The sequence below is a fragment of the Actinobacillus capsulatus DSM 19761 genome (assembly GCF_000374285.1).
GTDB lineage: Bacteria > Pseudomonadota > Gammaproteobacteria > Enterobacterales > Pasteurellaceae > Actinobacillus > Actinobacillus capsulatus.
The window spans coordinates 77,860-99,107 of the sequence record NZ_KB893930.1; the positions used below are offsets into that span (position 1 = coordinate 77,860).

At 38.7% G+C, this 21,248-nt stretch carries 25 protein-coding genes and 3 pseudogenes; 16 read left to right on the plus strand and 12 right to left on the minus strand.

The features are described 5' to 3' along the window. Positions 1–10 precede the first annotated feature (10 nt). The 3 genes from C228_RS0100365 to C228_RS0100375 all read right to left on the minus strand — a co-directional run bounded on the left by C228_RS0100365 (position 11) and on the right by C228_RS0100375 (position 2,570). Positions 11–214, minus strand: coding sequence for a hypothetical protein (locus tag C228_RS0100365; protein WP_018650749.1), 204 nt, complete (start codon positions 212–214; stop codon positions 11–13). Between the two features lie 61 nt (positions 215–275). Continuing rightward, positions 276–425: a hypothetical protein gene (locus tag C228_RS13965; protein WP_018650750.1), complete on the minus strand. Its 150-nt coding sequence runs from the start codon at positions 423–425 to the stop codon at positions 276–278. A 1,254-nt stretch (positions 426–1,679) separates the two neighbouring features. Then, entirely contained in the window at positions 1,680–2,570 is an 891-nt protein-coding gene (locus tag C228_RS0100375) for a LysR family transcriptional regulator (RefSeq protein ID WP_018650751.1), read from the minus strand. A gap of 155 nt (positions 2,571–2,725) precedes the next feature. Here C228_RS0100375 and C228_RS0100380 point away from each other — a divergent pair, with 155 nt between their 5' ends. After that, on the plus strand, positions 2,726–3,169 hold the full coding sequence (locus C228_RS0100380) for a nuclear transport factor 2 family protein (protein WP_018650752.1): 444 nt from the start codon (positions 2,726–2,728) through the stop codon (positions 3,167–3,169). Between the two features lie 39 nt (positions 3,170–3,208). Here the strand turns inward: C228_RS0100380 and C228_RS0100385 are convergent, their stop codons facing one another. The 3 genes from C228_RS0100385 to C228_RS0100395 form a co-directional block, all read right to left on the minus strand. Then, positions 3,209–4,150: a GlxA family transcriptional regulator gene (locus tag C228_RS0100385; protein WP_018650753.1), complete on the minus strand. Its 942-nt coding sequence runs from the start codon at positions 4,148–4,150 to the stop codon at positions 3,209–3,211. Beyond that, positions 4,147–4,668 carry a GNAT family N-acetyltransferase gene (locus C228_RS14695; protein ID WP_018650754.1) on the minus strand — a complete coding sequence of 174 codons (522 nt, stop codon included), beginning with the start codon at positions 4,666–4,668 and terminating at the stop codon, positions 4,147–4,149. The genes C228_RS0100385 and C228_RS14695 overlap by 4 nt, the downstream gene beginning before the upstream one ends. 100 nt (positions 4,669–4,768) lie before the next feature. Then, positions 4,769–5,221, minus strand: coding sequence for a nuclear transport factor 2 family protein (locus tag C228_RS0100395; protein ID WP_018650755.1), 453 nt, complete (start codon positions 5,219–5,221; stop codon positions 4,769–4,771). Positions 5,222–5,343: 122 nt separating this feature from the next. On the opposite strand from C228_RS0100395, the gene C228_RS0100400 reads away from it, so the two are divergent. The 3 genes from C228_RS0100400 to C228_RS0100420 all read left to right on the plus strand — a co-directional run bounded on the left by C228_RS0100400 (position 5,344) and on the right by C228_RS0100420 (position 8,179). Further along, complete coding sequence (locus C228_RS0100400) at positions 5,344–6,237, plus strand: LysR family transcriptional regulator (protein WP_018650756.1); 894 nt, start codon at positions 5,344–5,346, stop codon at positions 6,235–6,237. Between the two features lie 678 nt (positions 6,238–6,915). Beyond that, positions 6,916–7,233: a helix-turn-helix domain-containing protein gene (locus C228_RS0100415; protein WP_018650759.1), complete on the plus strand. Its 318-nt coding sequence runs from the start codon at positions 6,916–6,918 to the stop codon at positions 7,231–7,233. Continuing rightward, positions 7,193–8,179: a reverse transcriptase family protein gene (locus C228_RS0100420; RefSeq protein WP_018650760.1), complete on the plus strand. Its 987-nt coding sequence runs from the start codon at positions 7,193–7,195 to the stop codon at positions 8,177–8,179. The genes C228_RS0100415 and C228_RS0100420 overlap by 41 nt, the downstream gene beginning before the upstream one ends. Positions 8,180–8,300: 121 nt before the next feature. Here the strand turns inward: C228_RS0100420 and C228_RS0100425 are convergent, their stop codons facing one another. Next, complete coding sequence (locus tag C228_RS0100425; protein WP_018650761.1) at positions 8,301–9,512, minus strand: ATP-binding protein; 1,212 nt, start codon at positions 9,510–9,512, stop codon at positions 8,301–8,303. Positions 9,513–9,784: 272 nt separating this feature from the next. On the opposite strand from C228_RS0100425, the gene C228_RS0100430 reads away from it, so the two are divergent. From C228_RS0100430 to C228_RS0100460, 7 genes and pseudogenes are all read left to right on the plus strand, one after another. After that, positions 9,785–10,633 (plus strand): MBL fold metallo-hydrolase, encoded by an 849-nt coding sequence (locus C228_RS0100430; protein WP_018650762.1) that lies wholly within the window; start codon positions 9,785–9,787, stop codon positions 10,631–10,633. 299 nt (positions 10,634–10,932) lie between these two features. Next, the gene (locus tag C228_RS14960) at positions 10,933–11,250 is read left to right on the plus strand and encodes a S6 family peptidase (RefSeq protein ID WP_050560365.1); all 318 of its coding nucleotides are present in this window, start codon (positions 10,933–10,935) and stop codon (positions 11,248–11,250) included. After that, positions 11,241–11,420, plus strand: a pseudogene (locus C228_RS15105) (hypothetical protein); the annotation flags it as partial. The gene C228_RS14960 and the pseudogene C228_RS15105, both read left to right, overlap by 10 nt. A gap of 12 nt (positions 11,421–11,432) precedes the next feature. Beyond that, on the plus strand, positions 11,433–11,876 hold the full coding sequence (locus C228_RS0100440; protein WP_155877767.1) for a S6 family peptidase: 444 nt from the start codon (positions 11,433–11,435) through the stop codon (positions 11,874–11,876). 103 nt (positions 11,877–11,979) lie between these two features. Beyond that, positions 11,980–12,192 carry a hypothetical protein gene (locus C228_RS0100450; protein ID WP_018650765.1) on the plus strand — a complete coding sequence of 71 codons (213 nt, stop codon included), beginning with the start codon at positions 11,980–11,982 and terminating at the stop codon, positions 12,190–12,192. Then, positions 12,186–12,512 (plus strand): hypothetical protein, encoded by a 327-nt coding sequence (locus C228_RS0100455; protein ID WP_155877768.1) that lies wholly within the window; start codon positions 12,186–12,188, stop codon positions 12,510–12,512. Before C228_RS0100450 ends, C228_RS0100455 begins: the two co-directional genes overlap by 7 nt. A 140-nt stretch (positions 12,513–12,652) precedes the next feature. Then, complete coding sequence (locus tag C228_RS0100460; protein WP_155877769.1) at positions 12,653–12,817, plus strand: hypothetical protein; 165 nt, start codon at positions 12,653–12,655, stop codon at positions 12,815–12,817. A gap of 277 nt (positions 12,818–13,094) precedes the next feature. On the opposite strand, the gene C228_RS0100465 is transcribed toward C228_RS0100460, so the two are convergent. Beyond that, positions 13,095–13,961 (minus strand): AraC family transcriptional regulator, encoded by an 867-nt coding sequence (locus C228_RS0100465; protein ID WP_018650768.1) that lies wholly within the window; start codon positions 13,959–13,961, stop codon positions 13,095–13,097. Between the two features lie 207 nt (positions 13,962–14,168). Between C228_RS0100465 and C228_RS14705 the strand changes: the two genes are divergently transcribed. Continuing rightward, a complete protein-coding gene (locus tag C228_RS14705) occupies positions 14,169–14,474 on the plus strand; it encodes an aldehyde dehydrogenase family protein (protein WP_245552734.1) in 306 nt (101 codons plus the stop codon). 237 nt (positions 14,475–14,711) lie between these two features. Here C228_RS14705 and C228_RS0100475 read toward each other — a convergent pair whose 3' ends face one another. From C228_RS0100475 to C228_RS0100485, 3 genes are read right to left on the minus strand one after another with little or no spacing between them, the layout of a single operon-like run. Next, complete coding sequence (locus tag C228_RS0100475) at positions 14,712–15,026, minus strand: heavy-metal-associated domain-containing protein (RefSeq protein ID WP_018650770.1); 315 nt, start codon at positions 15,024–15,026, stop codon at positions 14,712–14,714. Next, positions 15,023–15,376 carry a mercuric transporter MerT family protein gene (locus C228_RS0100480; protein ID WP_018650771.1) on the minus strand — a complete coding sequence of 118 codons (354 nt, stop codon included), beginning with the start codon at positions 15,374–15,376 and terminating at the stop codon, positions 15,023–15,025. Before C228_RS0100480 ends, C228_RS0100475 begins: the two co-directional genes overlap by 4 nt. After that, positions 15,348–16,448 carry a transglutaminase-like domain-containing protein gene (locus C228_RS0100485; protein WP_018650772.1) on the minus strand — a complete coding sequence of 367 codons (1,101 nt, stop codon included), beginning with the start codon at positions 16,446–16,448 and terminating at the stop codon, positions 15,348–15,350. The genes C228_RS0100480 and C228_RS0100485 overlap by 29 nt, the downstream gene beginning before the upstream one ends. 1,135 nt (positions 16,449–17,583) lie before the next feature. Here C228_RS0100485 and C228_RS0100495 point away from each other — a divergent pair. From C228_RS0100495 to C228_RS14710, 4 genes and pseudogenes are all read left to right on the plus strand, one after another. Further along, positions 17,584–17,895, plus strand: coding sequence for an ArsR/SmtB family transcription factor (locus tag C228_RS0100495; RefSeq protein ID WP_018650773.1), 312 nt, complete (start codon positions 17,584–17,586; stop codon positions 17,893–17,895). Between the two features lie 57 nt (positions 17,896–17,952). Beyond that, positions 17,953–19,164 carry an NADH:flavin oxidoreductase/NADH oxidase family protein gene (locus C228_RS0100500; RefSeq protein WP_018650774.1) on the plus strand — a complete coding sequence of 404 codons (1,212 nt, stop codon included), beginning with the start codon at positions 17,953–17,955 and terminating at the stop codon, positions 19,162–19,164. Between the two features lie 312 nt (positions 19,165–19,476). Beyond that, positions 19,477–19,683: pseudogene (locus C228_RS13970) on the plus strand (DUF924 family protein); the annotation flags it as partial. A gap of 59 nt (positions 19,684–19,742) precedes the next feature. After that, positions 19,743–19,973: pseudogene (locus tag C228_RS14710) on the plus strand (IS1595 family transposase); the annotation flags it as partial. On the opposite strand, the gene C228_RS0100510 reads toward C228_RS14710, so the two are convergent. Next, the gene (locus tag C228_RS0100510) at positions 19,970–21,226 is read right to left on the minus strand and encodes a paraquat-inducible protein A (protein ID WP_018650776.1); all 1,257 of its coding nucleotides are present in this window, start codon (positions 21,224–21,226) and stop codon (positions 19,970–19,972) included. The pseudogene C228_RS14710 and the gene C228_RS0100510 overlap by 4 nt on opposite strands. Positions 21,227–21,248: the final 22 nt, after the last annotated feature.

Consider the following 21,248-nt stretch of genomic DNA (forward strand, 5'->3'; position numbering starts at 1 on the left):
GAAAATCCTTTTAAGTTATCTGAATGAGATGGTTAATACTACGATTAAAGTTTAAAAAAGCTTTGCAATCACTAGGCGTAGATGGAATCGCTATTCTTTTATTATTTGGAGAAATCAATACATTATGCTTTTTCCCTTTTCTATACTTCCAACCTATTTTTAGTAATGAAAAGGCTAAGTTATTAATTTTTGAATCTTTGCTAAAACGTTTCATTCTTTTTCCTTAATACTAGCATATAGGTAGGAAATTAATTCCTACCTATTAATCTTTTTAGCTATTGATTGCCACTAGAATTACGAGCAGCACTTGACTGTGCTCTAGTTGCAAAAGAGCCAGAAGGTACTTTCCCTCCATTTGCTTTTGCTGTAGCAGATTGGATTCGAGATGCTGCGGATGAAGTCATTGGTGTTTTTGATTTAGACATAGTTTAAATTCCTTATATAGTTATAGCCCAACATTAGGCGGAATACATTCTGCTAGAATTAAAGCTACGTTTCATCTACGGCAGTGGAGAGTTTTTTCGAAAAAATGAGTACATTAGAAATTTATGTGGAAATTTTATGCACTTCCCACAGTGTAATTTAGAAGTATTATTTGAAATGTTAGCAGAACTTTGTAAGCCTCTGAGCTAGAAAATACAGTGTAACTCAAGCTACAGATAATCAAGGATATACGCAGAAATCGTTAGTTTTTAAGGAAATAGTAAATTCAATATTTCGTAATTTTGTATTTTGATATCAATAGATATTTAATAGTCATCAAGCGGTTGGATTTGAGAAGAATTTTACAAACTCAGGAGTAAGCAACAAAAATAGTATTCTTTAGTTATGCTAAAACAAAACCGTTCATTACTAATGAACGAAAGTGTTCGATAGTAATGAACGGTTTTATTGATAGGTATTTACAAGCGGTTTAATTTTCCTAATGTTCTGTAAATCTCTTTTCTAGTGGGTATCTGCCCGTAAGCAGAATTTTGACACGAAACATTACAATCTAAGCTACGGCAGAGATTAATTGCACTAGTGCTAGTAGTGAGATGTTAGCCTTATTAGAGAAGAGTGCTGACATGCCGATTATTTTGAATTACTCAAAACTGTATGTATATTAGGTACCATTTTGTGGTGTTGGTATATTATTCAATTATCGATTTAAAATTAAGGGACATAAAAATGGGCATGTTATTTGTGATGTTGATATTGGTTGTTTACATTCCGCTTGCTATATATTTTATCTGTTGAATATTTGACAACAAAACGTCCATCTTATGGCGGTTGGGTGCTATAGCTGTTGCGATATCCGGTATTTTCATATTGTATGCATGCACGCTGGAATATTTGTTACCTGGTATCATTATGTATGAATTTAAACGTTGGTGGAATTAATTAGATGTGAACAAAGATATGTTTACGATTATTAATGATTTTATCAAGGGACTAATTTTTACTGAAGATATTACTTGTAATTTGAACTAGCGTAGCTCACACTTTTCGTATTTTTATTGTCCTAAAGACAGTACTAGATAGCACAGTAATTAAATTTTTACCCCCCAAAAGTCTTCCGCCATTCATTTGGGATAACTTGAAAGCGTTGTTTGAAATGTTGGCGGAAGCTGACCGCACTTTAGAAACCGATTTGTTTCAATAGACTGATGGCGGGATTATGAAGTAAGAAGTTAATTTCATACCCTCAACGCTTCCACCAATACCCGAAACAAGGCGGAGTTTTCTCGGCGGTTTGGGTAATAGAGATGAAAAGGGCTGTAGCGCATTGCGTATTCGCAAAAAATTTCGCAAAGCTGACCGCTTACAAGTTGTTGCTCTACCAACATTTTGGGCTGCCACGCAATGCCGAGGCTTGAGCAGCAGGCGTTGATAAGCACGCTGTTGCTGTTGGCGATCACGGAGCCGCTCGGTTGGATTTTGATCGTTTTGTTTTTGTATTTGAACGTCCGAAATTCCCATTCTAACAAACCACCGTTGGTTGGCAGGCGTAACGCCAAGCAATTGTGATGGGCGAGTTCATCGAGCGTTTGCGGAGTGCCGTGTTCAGCGAGATAAGTAGGGCTGGCAACGCATACCATTTCTAGTTCGTCTGATACTTTTATAGCAATCATGTCTTTTGCTACATCATCACCCAAGCGAATGCCTGCGTCGAAGCGTTCAGCAACGATGTCAGTGAAGCGAATGTCGCTTGCCAATTCGAGCTGAATTTCAGGATTTTCACGCAACAAGCGGTCAAATTTTCCCCATAAAATGCCAAATGCCAGTTCTGTGCCATGAATGCGGAGCGTGCCTTTCAAACTATGACGAAACTCGCTTAATTCGTTGATCTCGTGGTTGATTTCATCAAGTAGTGGCGCAATCCGCTGATAAAGCTGCTCGCCTGCATCAGTGGTAGAAATACTGCGAGTAGTGCGGTGAAACAGCTTGATTTTCAACCGCTCTTCCAAAGCACGCATAGCGTGACTGACCGCCGATTGCGACACACCCAACATCGCTCCTGCCTTGGTAAAACTGCCTGTTTGTGCCACCAACAAAAATGTCCGTAAGTCGTTGAGATTTTCTTTCATAATGGTTCTATTGATGAATTTTATTCATTACTTTATTCAAAATTTAGGGGCTAATCAAGGCAAAAAAGGTGCGATAAAATGACCACACTTTTACAATGCGATGGCTGAGTTTGTTGAAGCCTAAGTACTTGCGAATTTTTATATGGAGAACAACAATGACCTTCAATATCCAAATCGAACGCCAAGCGCTCAAAGATTTAGTTGATACCTTTTCAAATCTTGCTGATGAGAAAAAAGTCAAAGAACAGATGAATTTATTCACGCCTGATGCCGTGGTAAATACTTACATCGGTGGCGAATTAGTATTTGCTATGGAAGGCGTGGCGCAAATAGAACAAGTGTTTAGTGATTATCTCGCCCCGTTTTCAGCGGTATACCATTTGAACGGTCAGCACACGGTAACTTTCCAAGATAACACTCATGCCACCGCTATCAACTACTGCCAAGTGGCCTTGGTGCGTGAAGAAAATGGTAGAAGCATTTTACTCAGCCACTATGTTCGCTATAACGACACTTATGTTAAACAAGGCGATAAATGGCTGATTACCAACCGCATTGCGAATTTTATGATTAGCGAAGAGCGAAAAATGGGCAGATAAAGGAATGCCGTCTGAATATTCACTTTCAGACGGCATTTTTTATTCCCCAAACGCCTTACGATACGCTCTCGGGCTGATTTGATGTTTTATCATAAAATGCTGGCGGAAACTGACCGCACTTTGGAAGCCGATTTGTTCTGCAATTTGTTCGATAGAGAGTGTAGTGCTTTCTAGTAAATCACGAGCTTTTTGCAAGCGGGTGTCAATCAACCATTGCGCGAAGGATTGTCCTGTGGCTTTACGGAAATGACGAGTAAAGGTGCTACGGCTCATTGACAAACGATTTGCAATTTCATCAATAAAATAGACCGCTTGCAGATTTTTGCGAATGTCGTCCAGCAGTTCGTTGATGTTTTCATCAGGTGTTTTGCGTGGTACGGGCTGTTCGATAAATTGTGCCTGACCACCTTCACGATGGGGCGGTGTAACAAAAAGCCGAGCTAAATGATTAGCCGTTTTTACGCTATAAATTTCCCGCACAATCGCCAAACAACAATCCAGCCCAGCTGCTGTGCCGGCGGATGTCATCAGGTTGCCTTGTTGCACATAAAGTGCGTTTAAATCTAACCGCACTTGTGGAAAACATTGATGAAAATCCGCCTCCCCCATCCAATGGGTTGCCGCCCGTTTGCCATCTAATAAACCTGAATATGCCAAGGCATAAGTGCCTAAACACAACCTGACAAGCATTGCGCCACAGGCATTGGCTTGTTGCAACGTCGTTTGCAATGCCGCTGTTGGTTTTTCAGCAAAATCATTCCAAGCGGGGACAATAATAATATCTGCGGTTTCAAGCAGACTTAAATCGCTGTCGGCTTGCACCAATGAGCCGCCTGAAAGCGAGATTTCAGGTTGTTCTGCCACAATTTTCAAATCAAATAACGGCTCGTTTGCTAATCCTGTTGCGGAAAATACCATTTGTGGCACGGCAAAATGAAATAAGCTGAAATGTGGGTAAAGGATAAGGGCGACAGTTTTCACGGTGTTTTCATCTCTTTTTCAAAGCGAAACATTTCATCAAGCGGTGAATTTTGTTCGTTTTTTTGCAAATTTGGCGAATGTGGATCAGGATTTTTCTCGTGATAAAATTCCACAATTTTGAAACCGCATTTATTCACATAAAAATGAATATTGCGTTTTTCAAAATACGGTGTGTGCGTTTCCCATATTTTGGTTTGTGGATAATGTCGTTCAATCGCTTGCCATGCAGCTAGCCCGAAGCCTTTGCTATGCTCATTGGCGGTAACGAAAAACAGATCTAAAGAATTACGTTGGGTCTGTTCATCAATTCTCACCACTGCACCGGCTACTGGTTGTCCTTGATATTCAATCTGTAAACCCTGTGCATTATCGGCTTTCATTGTCGCTTCAATTTCTTCTCGACTAATAATTTCTTCATTTTCCGCAAGTTCATCTAACATGGCTTGCTTAAAAGCCCATTGTAATGAGCTGATAAACCATTCTCTCTTTTCTTCTGCTAACGGTTTCAGTTCTAACATTTTCGATCCTAGGTTTAAGATAGGTTGCATTCTATTTTACAATAAAAAAACGGTCGCAAAACTTTCTCGTTTTTCGACCGCTTGTAAATTGAAATTTGCGTTAGAACATTGAACGACCGCTCGCTGTTTTTTCTGGTACGGCTTGGATTACGTCCCAGTGTTCTACGATTTTGCCGTTTTCATCAAAGCGGAAAATATCCACCACCGCTTCGCCTTTATCCTGCGGATTTAATGTGCTATGAACGTGCAACATCACTAAATCACCTTCCGCCACCACACGTTTGATCTCTGCACGAGATTGTGGATGTTCTTTTAAGAACGGCGCAAATGCGTCCACAAACGCTTTGCCACCGTCCGCTACGGTTGGGTTGTGCTGTAAATATTCTTTGCCGATGTATTTGTCTGTGCCTTCTTGTACTTTGTGTTTGTTGAACACTAATTCATAAAATTCAAGAGCGTTTTTCTTATTTTGCTCCGGTGTGGTGTGTGCCATTGCTGCTGTTGTGGCTAAAAGTGCGGTTGAAATTGCGACTGTTTTTAATAATTTTTTCATCTTTATTTTCCTTTGTTTAAATAGTTTCAAATAATCTGTTGTCATTATATTGAAATAAAAAATGGGAAAAAGGCTGATTTCTGAATATAATTGTTTTAAAAATTGAAATAATAAGGGTAAAAATGGATAGAATTACCGCAATTCAAGTGTTTTTAATGGTGGCGGAAACAGGCAGTTTTACTGCAACGGCAGAACGATTGGATCTTTCACACCCGAAAGTTACCCGCGCAGTCGTTCTTATGGAAGAATGGTTTAATGCTCGGCTTTTGCAACGTACCACTCGCCACGTTTCACTGACCGATGCAGGCGAACAAGTGGTCGAATATTGCAAAAAAATGATGGAATTAACCTCGGCCATTGAGCAAGATTTTTTAACTAAGCAAGGGGAATTACGAGGCTCGTTGAAAATTGCCTCGAACGCAGCATTTGGCAGCACCCATCTACTCAATGCGATTCGTACTTTTTTAGCCAAACATCCGAAGCTGAATATTCAACTGATTTTGGCGGATAACACGGTAAATTTAGTTGAAGAGGGAATCGATCTTGCCGTCCGTTTTACGAACAATCCCGATCCAAATGTTGTAGCTCGACCCTTATTCACTTGCCATTCTCTATTAGTGGCAACGCCTGCCTACTTAGCTCAGCACGGCACAATTCACTCACCGCAAGAATTAGCCAATCATCATTATTTAGCACATGCAAATGTAAACCGAAAAGAGTGGACATTTATCAAAGACGGGCAAGAAACCGTGCTGGAACTGACCAGCCAACTCACCATCAATGACACAGGGACGTTACTTAATTTCACCTTAGCAGACGGTGGCATCGCAATGTTGCCGAAGTATTTTATTGAACAACAGCTCAAAAACAATCAACTACAAATTGTGCTACCCGACTGGCAAATGCCGACTTATCAAGTGTACGCCGTCTATCCCTCCCGCCGCCAACTCCCCCAAACCGTCCGCAGCTTTGTGGCTTTTTTAATGGAAGAGTTTGAGGGGAAGGGGGATTGGTAGGGAAAAGGGAAAGAGCGGTCGATTTGCAAGGTTTTTCTGGAAATCGACCGCTTGTTTTTTATGAAATTTATATATTCGTTCTGATTACAGAGTATATTATAAAGACTCTAGCGGCTGTATCTATGTTATTAAAATTCACAATTACCGAATTTTTATTGACTTAATATTCATGTGTTTGATAAAATTCGCTCGTTGTGAATTTTTCTGAATGTCGTCAGTACTACATATATAGTTCTTTTGAACTGGGAGAAATCCTAACATTTACAGGGCACAAGTATTCAAGTATTTAGAATATAAATGCATAAAATGTAATGCAGCTGGCTTATGACTGAGCCAGCTGCTCAATCTTAGGGGGTGAGAATACCAAAGCAGACTTGTTATTGCGATGACACTGCCAAGTTTAAAACATTGTGTTTTAAAGGGATGCAGGAATAACAGGAGTGCATTTATGAAAATGTATACGTTACACAACCTTTGGTATTCGTTAATCAAGAAAAAAAGTCGCAGAAATTTATCTAAAGATAAAAACAAGCGAAAATCCTTAGTAAAAAAATTATTATCATTACTTGAATGCATTACAAAAATTGCTAATGTAATTGATAAATTAATTGATTTTTTTAATCAGTTAAAGGAGTTTTTTTAATGATTTGAAAACCCCTAACTTTTGAGAATTATATTATGTTAGCTAAAGCATTAAAGTTGATTAGACAATTCAATCATATCAAACAAAAAGATATGGCTATCAAGTTAGGTATATCTCCATCTCATCTATCCGAAATAGAATCAGGTAAAAATTCCATATCTATGGAATTATTAAATAAATATTCATCTGTTTTTGATATAAAAACATCTCAAATATTACTGTTTTCCGAACAATTAGAAAATGAAAAACCATTTAGTCACAATGTAAGAACTTTTATTGCTGATAAAATACTAAAAATTATGGAATGGAAAATTGAACAAGATAAGAAGAAAATCTCTAAAAATTCCAATTAGACAAACTAAAGAATATGATTTAAATCAAAGCCCATTCTTTAAGCTTGTATCAATTAAAAAATTATTATCTATATTAAGAGTGTCTCAAGAGGAATTAAAAGATATATTAGATAATCCTACTAGTCATTATTCTATTCGAATAGAGAATAAGAGAGATATTCAATCTCCTAAGAAATATAGAATTCTATATCGTATACATAATAGAATAGCTCATCATTTAAGAGCAATTATTACTCCTGATTACCTTTTCTCTGATAAAAAAGGTTGTAGCATATATGATAATGCTATAGTTCACTTTGGCTGTAAAATGCTACTGAATGTAGATATATCTAAGTTTTTTCCATCAACTAATAGAAATAAAATTTATTCATTTTTTAAATATTCTATGCAATGCTCATCAGAAATATCTGATATTATGTCTTATTTGTGTTCAATAAATAATCACATCCCAACAGGGAGTCAGATAAGTATGAGATTAGCTTATTTAGTAAATAAGAAATTATTTGATGATTTATATAAGTTTGCTAAAGATAAAAATCTAAAAATGAGTGTTTGGGTTGATGATGTTTCTTTTTCGGGGGATAAGATTGATTCTAGCGTTATTTATGTGGTTGAGAAGATCATTAAAAAACATGGATTTAATGTTAGTAAAAATAAAACTCAGATAAGACATTCAACTGAGAATAAATCTGTCACTGGAATTTTTATTAGTGGAGATATAATGGAAGCAAGCAAAGAACTTTATAAAAAACGTAGAATTAAATTAAGAGAATGGAAAAATTTTATAAAGAATAAAGAAATATCGCTTGAAGAATTGGAAAAAGTTAAAGATTCTTTACTAGGATTACTTAATTATCTTAACCTTTTTGAACCATCATCAAGTAAGTATATTGCTTTAATAGAGAATGATTTTTTAAGTTATTCTAATAAAAGAATAAGTATTTAATATAGAAATACATTTATTTTTTTCTATATAAATTTCATGATGATTAATCAAGTATTTTACAAATATGTGCATATTTAAAGTACATATCACCGTCTGAATAATAACATTCAGACGGTATTTTTTATCTAATCCCCAACACCCCAAGAAACTCCCTCAAACTCAAACACTGTACTCCCTCAAACGTATTCCCCTCAAATTCATCCATGGTAACCACATATTTCGGATAGTTGTCTTGAATTTTCAGCAGGTTGCCAAATTCTCGTTCTAGCGTTTTTTCCTCGTTGATTGTGAGCGTAGCTTGCACATAAATGCGTTCGCCATTTTTTTCTGCGACAAAATCAATTTCTTGGCTGTTTAATCCACCGATTTTAACTTCATAGCCTGCAATTTGAAGATGGTTGAAAATGGTGTTTTCCAGTAACTTTCCTCGGTCTTGCACTTGGTAACCAATCAGCGCATTACGCAGTCCCAAATCTTCAAAATAGTATTTTTCACCAATCTCAAAAATACGTTTTCCTTCAATGTCATAGCGTGGTACTTTGTGGATTAAAAAGGCATTGGCAAGGTATTCAGCGTAGTTTTGCACCTGTGTGGTGGAAGTGGTAATTTTTTGTGATTTTAAGAAGTCCGAGATTTTTTTTGCGGAAAACAGGTTACCGATATTACTCGCTAAAAATTGCGTCAGTTGTTCCAAAAATTGCACATTGCGTAATGAATAACGATTTACAATATCTCGAATTGCGATAGTGGAATAAATGTTTCGCAAGTATTCAAACACGATATTGTCTTGTAGCGGCAAATCTTTCAAATAAGGCAAACCGCCATATTTTAAAAACAGCGACATGGCTTTGTCGCTGTCTTCTAACTGCATAAATTCTAAAAATTCAAAATAAGAAAGCGGATGTACGTTAATTTCTATCGCCCGTCCGCTTAATGCACCGGCAATATCTCGTGACAGCAAGTGAGCATTGCTACCTGTGCAATATAAATCTAATTCATCATCAAGCAGGAGTGAGCGTAATGCCTGTTCAAAATCTGTGATTTCTTGGATTTCATCAATAAAAATATAATTTTTCTGACCGCACTTTTTCTGTTCCTGAACAAACGTATTTAGTGTTTCGGCATTTGTGATGTGGCTAAAAGCGAGATCTTCTTTATTGATATAAATGATGTGGGCGTTTCTATCCTCAACTTGGATCTCTTGCATAATCTGAAACAGTAAGTAGCTTTTGCCAACACGGCGTTGCCCAGTGAAGACTTTAATTAAGGTTTTACCGATAAATGGACGTACTTTTTCCAGATATTTTCTGCGAAAGATTAAATCTTTTTTCATAACTCTCCCTTAATTTATAATTGATACTATAGTAATAATTTAAAAAAGTTTCAATTATACTTTAAACTTTTTAAGAAGGTGCCAAAAGTTTCATTTATAAATGAAATCAAAAGTGCGGTGAGTTTTATCCTTTTGAGCACTCAATAAAACTTGACCCGAATCTTTCGTTTTATGGAGAATAAGTCAATATTTTTGTTTTGGGGAAATCTGCATAATATCCCCACACCGCAACAAGCGGTCGTTTTTCGGAATAATTTTACAAAGGATACAATATGAAACTTAAAGCAACTTTATCAGCATTAACATTAGGTTTATTAGTAGCAAACTCAGCGTCAGCAATGGAATATCAACACGTTCGTAACGCAACGGCAAAAATCAATTACGCAGGCACAACATTCTTAGTTGATCCGTATTTAGCGACTAAAGGCGCTTATGAAGGTTTTGCGGGCACGGTAAACTTTGAAAAACGTAACCCATTGATTGATATGAAACAATCAGCGGAAGATGTGATTAAAGGTGTGCAAGCGGTAATCGTTACTCACACGCACGATGACCACTGGGATAAAGTGGCTCAAGAGAAATTACCAAAAGATTTACCGATTTTCGTACAAAATGCGGACGATGCGAAAATCATTCGTGGTCAAGGCTTTAAAGATGTACGTGTAGTGGGCAACCACACTGAATTTAACGGCGTGAAATTAACGCGTGTTAAAGGCGGTCAGCACGGTACAGACGCAATGTATGCCAACCCACAACTCGCAGAAATTTTAGGCGATGCGATGGGCTTTGTGATGGAAGCAAAAGGCGAGAAAACGACTTATGTGGTGGGCGATACTATTTGGAATCGTTCAGTAGATAATGCTGTAGAAGATTTCAAACCTGAAGTGATCGTGATGAACACAGGCCGTGCCGAAATGTTAGAGCCAAAAGATGCGATTATTATGGCTAAAGAAGATGTGGCGAAAATGCGTAAAGTTGCACCAAAAGCGGACATCATCACCGTGCATATGGACGCAGTAAACCACGCAACGGTAAGCACTAAAGATATGCGTGAGTTTGTGAAAGAAAAAGACTTAAAACAAGTGGCTGTGCCGATTGAAGGTGAAACGCTTAAATACTAATTTTATATATACTTCCATTTAACAAGCGGTTAAATTTCGTAAAAATTTTGCGAATTTTAACCGCTTGTTGCTTATGTTTGGATAACATATTCTTTACAGTACTTTATGTTGGTTTTAAAAGCAGTGTAACTCTTTATAAATAAAGTAGATTTTGTTGCAAAGCTTAGCTTTATGATAGCTCTTTTGTTGGTTCACTAAGAAGGCAAATAGCTTTCATATATTAGAAATATTACAATTTGCTAACAATTTTGCGTATAAAAAACACACTAAAACTGTTCATCAATTACAAGAGAAGTATAATGCAACTTATCCAATCTAAATTTCGGAAATCGAAAATTTCCCTTTTGGTCTTATCTACACTTGCCTCTCAAAGCATTAATGCTGGCGTAATGCGTCATGATATTGATGTGCAAACTTATCGTGATTTTGCGGAAAACCGCGGTGTGTTCCAACCGGGTGCAACTAATGTTCCTGTATATAAAACGGATGGAACCCTTTCCGGTACGGTGGCACATATGCCCGATTTTAGTGCAACCAATGATAGCGATACCGGCAAAATGACTTCTTATAACGGGGCTATTCTACAGTTTTCAATCCGAGCTACGGGATTTCGGTAGCTCATGTTCCTTATACAGATAACCTGACTTGGGCTCGTCGCTTTTATATTCACAATGACGGGACGTTATTCAATGGTTCGGATAAAAACGAAAATTACTATAAGTTAGGCGAAACGACAAAACATGCAGTAGATAACGAGACGCCGGGGTTTGACTATAAATTTACCCGTTATCGTTCTGTGGTGACGGAAGTTGCTCCGACAGAAATGTTATCAAGCAGTGAAACGAAAGCATTACTTGGAAAAGCATTAGGGCGTGCGTGGTGCAAGAATACGAATAAACAAAGTACCTTTAGTTTTGTGCCGCATAACGGCACTCGTACTTTCTTAGTTGCATTTAACGATAAAAATGCGAACGGTACGTTAAATGTATCGTATACGCCGAAAGCAAAAAATTCGGAATGGTGTTTAAAAGGTAATTCTGATATTAAAGGTAGCTTTAATCTAACAAGCGGTCAAATTGTGCTTGGAAATTACTATACACCGCACGCCGCAAATTATGTCGATGATACTGATTTCCAGCTAGCTAGCCTGAAGGCCAGCAAGGTTGAGATTGCAGATGACAAGAAATTTACCGTAGTTCGCAAAGCGAAAGCTGCATTCAATGTACAAGCTAATGCCTTTTAGTGGTAGATACTGTCGTTGGCGGTTTAGATCCTAAACAGCCAAAACAGGGCTTACAAGACGGTGCGGTACTAAACGGTACAGTGGCTTAGCACAGGGCGCTCAATTGACTTCAGAAGTAGAGAAAGACTTTATCACTATAATTAACGTTGACTTTACAGGCGGTGATTTTACTAAATATGACAGAGGTATCACGGTATTAAACGGTAAAAATAGTTTTAATCAGGCACGAATTGAAGATGGGCAAGCAGATGTTGCCGATGTTAAAAGTTTAGGTAACACTGCGGGCGTTTGGCCAATGTTGGAAGGGGCGTGCTGAGTGCCATGGGCAATACTGATAAGATAAATGATATCTTACATGTGATTGTAAATAGTATACAAGGCGTATTGGCCTTTTCAGGTAAGTTAGCCGATTATATTAGTGCCTTTAATGCAGGGACGAATTTATATTTAGGTTCAATAACTACTCTTACACTCGGTGAAGCTAATAAAACGCTCAATAATGACCAGCTTCGTTTAGGTGGTGCCAAGGGTACGGTAACGGTTGGAAATGTTGATCCGACTTATACCGCTTATAAAGCGAATGGTAAATCTAGCGCATTAAATGCGGTCGTATATTGTCCAATATGTTCAAGATGAGGGCGTGCAATTGTTTAGCATTGGGATAAGCACCAAGTGAAAAGTGAAGGGGCTAAGACGGCTATCATAGTAAAGGTATTTCGGTAAATACCGCTTTGGGCTATCGTTTTATTATGTGGGATAAACAAGACTTTGAACTAATGCCAAAAGTTATGTATAACTTAGAGAGTAATCGTATGATCGCCCATCGTGATATGTATGGCAATCAGCTTGCTTCACAGAACCTATCACAGGAAGTCGGTTCAGGTATCGCATTGAGTGTGGGAACAAATAATCTTACCTTGAGTACAGGTGTGGATTACTAAAAACCAACCGAACAAGCGCAACTTTGGATTAATGAGGGGGGAATTCACTGCTTTAAGTGAACCTTATACGGAAAGTACAACGTGTTTACAGTGGCAAATGATGCCAAACTTGTTATTACAGACAGATTTTAAGAAATGTTTCGGTAATGATCGAAACCATAAAATATCAGCAAGTCTGAACTATAGTTTCTAACCTCTCTAATCAGAAAACCCAGCTTTGGCTGGGCTTTCTTTTATCAGCGATTTGCAAAAAAATCAGTAAATTCGACCGCTTGTATTAGCCTGCTTTAAGGCTTTCTCTGGCGGTTTTGCCGAATGCTCGTTTATATTCACGGCTGAATTGCGGTAGGCTGTCATAACCTACCTGATAGGCAATTTCAGAAATGGTTTTAGTACCGGTTTTCAGTAAGCGATGTGCTTGTGCTAAGCGCAGGTTCTTTTGATACTGCAACGGACTTATACCGGTGAGCTGGCGAAAATGTGCATAAAAACCGGAACTGGACATACCGATGCTCGCACTTAATTCTTCTACATCAAACGGCTGATTATAATGCTGATTCAGCCATTCAACCGCACTTGCCACTCGCTGGGTATTTGAACCTTGTGTGGCAATCTTTCTTAATAACCCCCCTTGTTCGCTGCAAAGTAGGCGATAAATGATTTCTTGTTGTAATAATGGATAGAGGATCGGAATATCATTTGGTGAATTGTGTAAATCAATTAAACGGCATAAAGCGTCTTCCAAGGCAGGAGAAAGCTGACTGAGCGGTTTTTTGCCCGAAAAATCGGGAAAAGCATAATCTTGGCTAAGTAAAGCTTCGGTTAATTGCTGAAGTTGCTCCGGCGGCAGGTAAAAGCGTAAGTCAATATAAGGCTGTTCAGGTGTCGCCTGATAATGCGCGAGGATAGGCATATCTACCGCATAACAAGCAAAATCACCTGCCCGATACTGGTAATGATATTCACCGATTTGTACTTCTTTTGAGCCTTGCAATACTACTGAGAAGCCGGATTTTTCAATTTGAATTACATCTTCGCCGGTTTTATTGGTGTGAAAAATATGAAAATCGGGCAGCAATGTTTCAAAAGTATGATGAAATTTTTGAGGGTCAATTAATAGCTTAATTTTTTCGAGTAATTTCATTTTTATAGAATTGTGCAAAAACTTTGGTGGTTTATGCTAACACTAAAATCAGAGGATTTCTATAATGTTGTCATCCGTAGCCAATAGGAATGGAATAAAAATGAATCAACAACAAATCAGCTTTCGATTTCTCCGATTATCGGCGCGATGGTGGTAGGTAATACGATTATCCTAAAACCTTCGGAATTTATATATTCTTCAGTGCTTTTGATTAAATTAGTTGTTGAATATTTCGAGCAGGGTAAGAATCCGACCGAGATAGCGGATCATGTCAAAGTGGTTACCTCGCGTCATTATCAACGTTTAAAAGCGTTTTTGAATGACGGACGAGTGTTAGTCGGCGGAGAATACAACGATGAAACCAGCAAATTGGCATTTACTTTAATCAATGAAGTGAATTGGCAAAGCCCGGTAATACAAGAAGAAATTTTCAGTTCTATCTTCCCGATGTTGACCTTTAAAACGATGAATGAAGCGATTGCTAAACCGTTGGCGCTGTATTTATTCACGTAACACACGCCGGCTTACCTTTTGGCGGTTTGGGTGACAGCGGTATGGGGGTTATCACGGTGCACACAGTTTCTATGAAATGAGTCATGGAAAAGGCGTGATTAAACGCATTTAAATGATTCTTTATCTATTTGGGATAAGTAGGTTAAGAAGTATTGTATGAAATAGAAAAACATGGAAAAGCGGTCGAATTTCTTAGATTTTTTGCAAAAAATTGAGGAAATTTGACCGCTTGTTTTTTTAGATTTGTTTAGCGGTATAACCGAGCTTTTCAATCGCCTTGATCATCTGTTCTAACGAAGCATTTTCGCTCGCGATGATTTTGACTTTGCGTTCTTTCATATTCGCTTTGGTCGAAATCACGCCATCAATCGCTCGCAATTCTTTATTAACCAAATAGACACATAATTGGCAGTTCATTTCTTTAATATAGAAATTCACTTCTTTTTGAGCTTGTTGTTCAGCCGCTACATTGCCGTTTGGCGTAGCTTGATTGGCATAAACAAGCGGTGAAATTCCGACAGAAAAAAGCAAAATAAACAGTAATTTTTTCATGCTAATAACCAAGGTAAAACAAACGGATAGCTCAGGAAAAACAGAATAATCGCAAAAGCAATCCAATATAAAATCATCAAGGTGCGGCGTGAACAATATTTGGTACAAATAATTTTGTTAGAAAACATCAGTAACCAAAAGCCGTAACCAAATGCACCAAGCGAAACGAATAATAACGGTAGCTGTAAATATTTATACTCGCTGAGACTAACCAGCCACGGCGAAGAAATACCGAACACCAAATAAATCAATGGGGCAATACAGCATACCGTTGAGCTTACCGCCGCTAGCAGTGCAGCGATAAGTGAGGCAAAAAAGCGCTTATTTGAGTTCTTTTGATATAAGTTCATAACCAAACTCTTTTGCATCAAATGAATTAAGCGGATCGCCGCCGACTTCAGCGTACGGATAACCGAAATTGTTAATTGGGGTTAATTCCGGTTGCGGATATAAGTCGAAATCACGTGCGTGGTTAAAGCCCATCCAGTTTGCTTCCCAGTTACCGAATAAGTATTTTGAAACCGCTTGCGTATCGGCATCATTTACCGCTTTCTTCTCAGCTAAACGCATTTTAGCTACGTCCGCTGAATCAACCGGCACCCAGCCGAAACCGGCTAAATAAAATTCGGCACGGCAGTGTTGTCCACTATTTTCATTTGCAATACCGTCTTTTGAACTGCCAAAGGCTGTTTTTGAGAATTTCGACATTTTCGATGCCGAGCCTAAACGGATACCGAATACTTCACGTGCTGGAATATCAGACGCTCGTGCTAAGGCGACGAATACAGAATTAATATCGGTACATTTGCCTTTTAACACGCCGGTGGTCAGCATTTTTTCGACATCACCATCACCGCAACCTAACACGGAATTATCACGTTCCATATTTTCCACAATCCATTTATGAATCAATTCAGCTTTTTTCAGCGGATTGGTTTCTTTGCCGACAATTTTATCCGCATATTGCCTAACAATGCCGTCCGTTTTAATGTGATTGGTCGGTTTTAGATACTCTTGCACATCCACTGAATAAATGATTTTTTCAGGCGGCTGATAACTATTTAAAGCTCCCGTTGCCATTGGTTCACGATCTTTGGTTTGCACCACTAATTTCACTTTTAACAACCGTTTTTGCGCTTTTTCATCCCAATTGGCGAATAGCGTTTTCGCACCATATTGATTATTTTCCGTGATATAGGCTTTGTTGTAGTTGCCTTTAAACTCTATCGATTTGACATCTTGGTAATCATTACTAAATGGTAACGGTACCCATAAATTGGTTTCGCCTTTTGAGCCTTGCGGTACAACAAGGTCGTAACTTTGATTAAATTCGTAGGTGTGAGTAGTAGTGTTATAGCTTGGAACTTGGTTGGCTAATGCAGCCGAGCTTGCCAGCAAGGTGGCTAATAGCAGTTTTTGCATGAGAGATCCTTAAAATAAACAAACTTGTTATATTTCACTCAGGATGAATGAGACGGGGCATGATAGAGCAAAACTTATAAATAAGAAAGCGTATAAGCAAAAAATAAGCGGTCAAATTTTGCAAATTTTTCGCCATTATGTCGCAAATGAACAATTACAAATCGTTGTAAATTTGCGACACTTTCACTCAATTTTGAGTTGATATTATAACACTGATTTTTGAATGAAATTTCATAATACCTACCGAGTACCGATTTATTTTTCTCAGATTTCGACAAAGAGTGATGAGTTACAATGAGAACGTGAACGTGTTATTGAACATATTTCGATCTTAGGCAAACGCCTTGCTGTTTTGCGCTCTGCACTTCAAATTATGCAATTGCAAGATGAAAGTGTTTTGCTGTTAAATAGTGAAATCTATCATAAACATAAAGTTCGTCATCAGATTTACAAGAAACGTCCTCGCTATACCATTATTGCTTATCTGAAAGAAAATTCACATCAAGAAGTATCAAAGTTGCCTAAATCGTGAATTTACACTTTTACAATAGTTATTGTGTACACCGTCGGCGGTAATAAAGTCTTGGCTATGGTTCACAAAACGGTGATTATATAAATATTGCAAATCTCAATAGGCGAAATGTCCATCAGTCCAAATTTCGGAAAAAGTAGGAGTGAATTTCTTTGTAAAAGGTAAAATATCTTCTTTATGCTCCCCTTTAGTAATCATAAATAGCCTGTAGATATAGCTGTTTAATTAAACTATCCGTAAATTATTTTTGTGTTACATTGGCTGGACTCGATACCGATTGAACAAGGAAATATGGCGAAGTGCAAGATTTATTGATATGAAAGGCTTGCGATCCGTATAGGAACAATATTTATTGGAGTATGCAAAATTCGCTAAAGAGAACGAAGACTGATATTGGATAATCAGGGGATAATGAAAAAGGCAAGGAGTGAGTTATCTAACATCATTTCAATGGCTGAATTTTTGTATTAGTTAGTATAAAAAGTGCGGTGAGATTTTGTGAAGTTTTTTGCCATTTGCAAAATTCGACAGAAATTCCATCGCTTGACAATATGCTCCACTTGCATTTAAGATTTGTTCAAATTTTTAAACCTATAAACAAATATGAGCCAAAAAACCGTTGATATTTTGCGTGAGTGCATTCCGACTTTTACAGTGTTAAGCGATGAAAACCGCTTGATGATTTTGCATATTTTGTTTGAAAACGGCAGTTTGAATGTCAATGATTTGACCGAACGCTTGCATTTATCACGCCCGGCAGTGTCGCATCATCTGAAAATTATGTTAGATGCAGGTTTGGTGCGTGTTGAGCAGCAAGGCAAAGAGCGTTATTACACTGTGAGCCTACAACAAGCCGGCGAGCGTTTTCAGCGTTTGATGGCATCGTTTATTGCAGACGGCTGTATTCAGCCATAATTTTTTTATTCAAATAGGTTTATGTTTTTAAACTTATAATCTTAACGGAGCATTTTTATGTTATTTCAACCCTTTACCTTTGCTAACGGCAAAACCGCTAAAAACCGTTTTTTCAAATCCGCAATGGAAGAACAGCTTGCCAAACAAAACCAACCGACAATGCCCTTGGTGCAACTTTATGACACTTGGGCAAAGGGTGGGGCGGGCGTGTTGGTGACGGGCAATGTGATGGTCGCCGAAAACGGCAAAGGTTCGATCAACGATGTGGTACTCACGGACGAACGCAGTTTGCCGATTTTGCAACAATGGGCGAAGGCTGGCACGCAAAACGATACTTTGCTGATTATGCAGATTAACCACGCAGGTAAACAGTCGCCTAAAGTGCTGTCGCTTACGCCTGTTGCACCGAGTGCGGTTGCCTTGCAGGGAATGGACGGCTTTATTAATCCGCCGAGAGCCTTAACCGAAGCGGAAATCGATACTTTAATTGAGCAATTTGCTACCGCAGCAAAAATTGCCGAAAAAGCAGGTTTTTCAGGCGTACAAATTCACGCCGCACACGGCTATTTAATCAGTCAGTTTTTATCGCCGCACCACAACCGCCGTGAAGACAAATGGGGCGGTAGTTTGGAAAATCGTATGCGGTTTTTAGTGGAAATTTACCGCGCCATTCGAGCGGCGGTGCAGCCTGAATTTTTGGTCGGCTTAAAACTCAACTCAGCGGATTTCCAAAAAGGCGGTTTTGATGAAACAGACAGCATTCAAGTGGTACAAAAAATGGCGGAATTGGGCATTGATTTTATTGAAATTTCAGGTGGTAACTATGAAAACCCAGAAATGTTATCCGCCAAAGCTAGCAGCCAAAAACGCGAAGCCTTTTTCTTGGATTATGCAGAAAAAGCCCGATCCGTCTGCAACGTACCGCTGATTATCACAGGCGGTTTCCGTAGTGAAAACGCAATGAACGAGGTACTGCAAAGCGGACATCTGGATTTTATCGGCATTGCTCGACCTTTTGCCTTACAACCCGATTTACCGAACCAAATTCAGCAAGGCTGCTATCAAACCATTGTCACCAAACGCATCAAAACAGGTTTCGCCCCTGTGGATAACAAACTCGGTGCCGTGCTGGAAATGGATTGGTATATGGCACAAATGGCGTTAATCGGCAACGGCAAACAGCCAAATCCAAAACTTTCACCGTGGAAAGTGCTATTCAAAACCCTTTGGGAAAACGGTAAGGCAGGGTTGAGTACAGGGCGATCTTAAAGAAAAGTGCGGTCAAATTTTAATGAGTTTTTTGCATTGCAAAATTTTCAGAAAATCTGATCGCTTGTACTTTCAGCGGTTGCGCTTAGAATAGGGGAAAATTTTACTCGGAGGATAATGATGACAACGATTCACCCAGAACTCAGGCGGTACTGGATTTTTGGTATGACGAGTATAATCAACAATATTGGTTTGCCAAATCGTAGGCGTTTGATAACGACATCCGCCGATGTTTTGTCGATACCTTAAAACAGATCGGCATAAGGGGAACTGGACGCTTGGCACAGTACCATTTACGGAAGACCGGCGGAAATTACCGTTTTAGATCAGTTCTCTCGCAATTTGTATCGTGATACACCACAAGCTTTTGTCCAAGATGGTATGGTGCTAGTATTGGCGCAAACGGCGGTGGCGTTACCTGAGCTTGAATTACTGATAACCAAAGAAAAACACTGTTTGTTATTGACTTATATGCATTCCGAATTGGCATATATTCATAAACAAGCGTTAGCATTATTTAGAAGACTCGATAATCCTTACGTCTTGGAATTTGAAATTAAACATAAAGTCATTATTGATATGCTAACCAAACCGCCTTTATGTCGGATAACTGCCAAAAATCTAATGGCGACCTATTTAGTGATATTTAAAACGTTGCTTATGGGTATCACTGTTAAGGGAATGGATAGGCTGGCTATTGGCAAGGCAATCATCGCTTGCAAAAGTTAATCGGCATGACGGCCTTCAGTCCTGAAGAAATTTCCCAAACCTACTTGCTACATAATACCGAAATTTTTAGCCAAATTTAACCGCTTGTCTTTAGCATTTTTTTCTCGTTGGAATAGTGGATTCGCCACAACATGCGGGCATCCAGATTACTTGAGGCAATCATAGTGAGGAATACCGCTGCCCCAAAGAAAAATGCTGCATCACCGACCGAAAAGCTGAGAATTTGTCCTCGTTCCAAGAGGGACATCATTAACGCCAATACAAATAAATCCAGCATTGACCAACGTCCGACAAAATGCACGTAATGTAGCGCTTTCATTTGCCAGTGAATCGGGTGTTTCCATTTGTAGTGAATTGCTAGCAGCAGATATAAAATTATCGCCACTTTACTGAACGGCACGGCAATACTTGCAATAAATACGATCGCTGCCACACTGTAGCTGCCCATACTGATAAAGGTTAATACCCCTGAAAATAAGGTGTCGGCAGAAACCGAACCGGCTAATCCGGTTGCGGAAATCGGCAACGTATTTGCCGGAATCATCATTACAACACCCGCTAATAAACACGCCCACACACGCTGTAATTTTATGTTATCCGAAATAGCTAAATTGCTTTCGCAGCGAGGACAGCGCTGGCGACCTTTTAAATCGACAATCTTTTCATCGAACGTATATTCACACGTTGGGCATAACGATGGATAGCTTGGATACCCTTTTGGAAGCAGGTGGTATTCAGGATAGAAATACGCCCAAGCTTCTTTTGGATCGATTTTAATAAACAGCAAGGTGGTTAAAATTGTGACGATCACAAAGGCGCTGAGATGAATACTAAAGCTGAGATCGGCATAATCACGAATTTTAAATGCCGCCACGGCCAATGCGACCAGATAAACGTCTAACATCACCCATTCTTGAATGCGGGATAACAAAATCAAGGTGTAGCGAGGGCGATGCCCGAGTAATTTTTGTAACCGAATCGTAAGCACTAATACCGCAAACGAAATCGGAAAAACGACTGAACAGAGCAAGACCATAAATGCGGTGTAAGGATAGCCTTCAGTCGCCATTTTCCAAACACCGCCCCATACGGTTGCGTGAATCGGCATACCGAGTAAGTCGATACTCATTAACGGAAAGGTGAGTGCAAAGGGTAATAAAATTAAAATTGCTAAGGCGATAATTGAACAACGACGTAAACTCCAACTATTCGCAGGACGCAATACGTCGTGGCAATTAGGGCAAACAGATGTTTGAAATGGTAGATCTTGCGGTACTTCTACCACTGTTTCACATTCCGAGCATTGCTGTAAAGTTATCTTATTTATTTTCATTTATTCTTCCTATTTTTTAGGA